Source organism: Pseudomonas taiwanensis DSM 21245 (assembly GCF_000425785.1).
GTDB classification, from domain to species: domain Bacteria; phylum Pseudomonadota; class Gammaproteobacteria; order Pseudomonadales; family Pseudomonadaceae; genus Aquipseudomonas; species Aquipseudomonas taiwanensis.
Genome location: NZ_AUEC01000068.1, coordinates 1 through 1,302, shown reverse-complemented (window position 1 = coordinate 1,302; position 1,302 = coordinate 1). Strand labels below are relative to the sequence as shown.

The following is a 1,302-nucleotide window of genomic DNA, read 5'->3' as shown; positions in this document are numbered from 1 at the left end:
CTCTATGAGTATGTTCCGAACCCTATTGATTGGATCGATCCGTGGGGACTGAAGCGGATCAAGAATGCGATTGATGGGGATCGCCGCCATCAGGAGTTCAATGCGGAAATTAAAGCTAAACACCCAACTGCTTCAATTCAGAGCGAATGTTATTTGAGGGATGTGACTGGTCGTTCCGTCAGAGATCCAGTGACTGGCGAACGTCGACGAGTCGATACAGTTGTCATTGAAAACGGTACTGCAACAACTTATGAAGTCACCAGTATGGCCGCTAACAAAATGGAGCGGCAGGCTAAAGAAAGACGAATCTTGGCCGCGGGCGGTAGCTATATTAGGGATAGAAGTACTCAAGAGCTTGTGCCAGTCTCGGGGCTGTCTAAATTGCATAGGAGGGAGTGATGTCTGAAGACTTTGTAATGTGGGATGTCGATGGTATTTTAGAGTCTTACAAGGATATCCCGGAATGGGAGGCTAGTGTAAATAATACGTTAGAGGAACTGTTCAGATTCCTTGAGATGAATGGCCTGCTTTGTTGTAGGGTGACAAATGAGAGGGGGCAGATAATAAAGAGGAAGGTAAAATTTAGTGAGCTTACAGATGAGGGTAGAAGTATAGCATTTGGTCCTAAAAACCCTGTTCATAGATGGCTGGCTTCGAAGGGGGCTCAGAAAACTCCTCCAGATATGAAAATGTTGGAAAGGGCGCTCTTGGAAATAAGGCGTTGATTGTGGCGTGATTTGTTTGCTGTTAGATGCATTGTGACTTTAGCTCCTGTTAAGGTTATTACGGAGTATGGCTCAGGTCTGGCTGTAAAGATTAATGCATTTTTGCGGCCAATATATGGTGGTCGACGCACTGTCAATTGCCTCCGTCAGAATTAGACTCGCTCACACTGCATTGAGTCGCGATTCGGACAAGTAGGGCCGCTGGATCGGCTGGCGAGCGCATGCAAGACCAGCTTCCGCTACAGTCCAGGCAGCTACCTACCGGAGGCGATGGACGTCGACGGCCTGGTCGCTCGTATGAGTAAGGCATGTACAACAGAATCTCGGCCAGGGAGCACGTTGATCATGATAAAGCTAAAGCCTTCGGCAGGACACAAAGAGTGTGAAGCGGCATTCAGCTCCAGTGGTTCGATGAGGTGCTAAAAACGGTAAGCTCATAAAGCTTTACAAGAAGAAAACCGGTGGGTCGCCTGGGTGTGCAGACCTTCGCCTTCGACCCGTCCGGAAACCTGCTGCGCGAGTACGCCGGCACGCATTACCAGTACGACGAACGCGGCAACCTCATCCACCGCCTGCA

Annotated in this window: 1 protein-coding gene and 1 pseudogene; both read left to right on the top strand. The window is 49.3% G+C overall.

Features of this window, described 5'->3' with window-relative positions:
- Window positions 1-399, top strand: a pseudogene (locus tag H620_RS27115) (hypothetical protein); the annotation flags it as partial.
- The gene (locus H620_RS0118920; RefSeq protein ID WP_023382557.1) at window positions 399-725 is read left to right on the top strand and encodes a hypothetical protein; all 327 of its coding nucleotides are present in this window, start codon (window positions 399-401) and stop codon (window positions 723-725) included. The pseudogene H620_RS27115 and the gene H620_RS0118920, both read left to right, overlap by 1 nt.
- Window positions 726-1,302 lie beyond the last annotated feature (577 nt).

What these genes read in the sequence shown, in the direction of transcription:
- H620_RS0118920 (WP_023382557.1), top strand. Translation starts at nt 399, where the DNA reads ATGTCTGAAGACTTTGTAATGTGGGATGTCGATGGTATTTTAGAGTCT.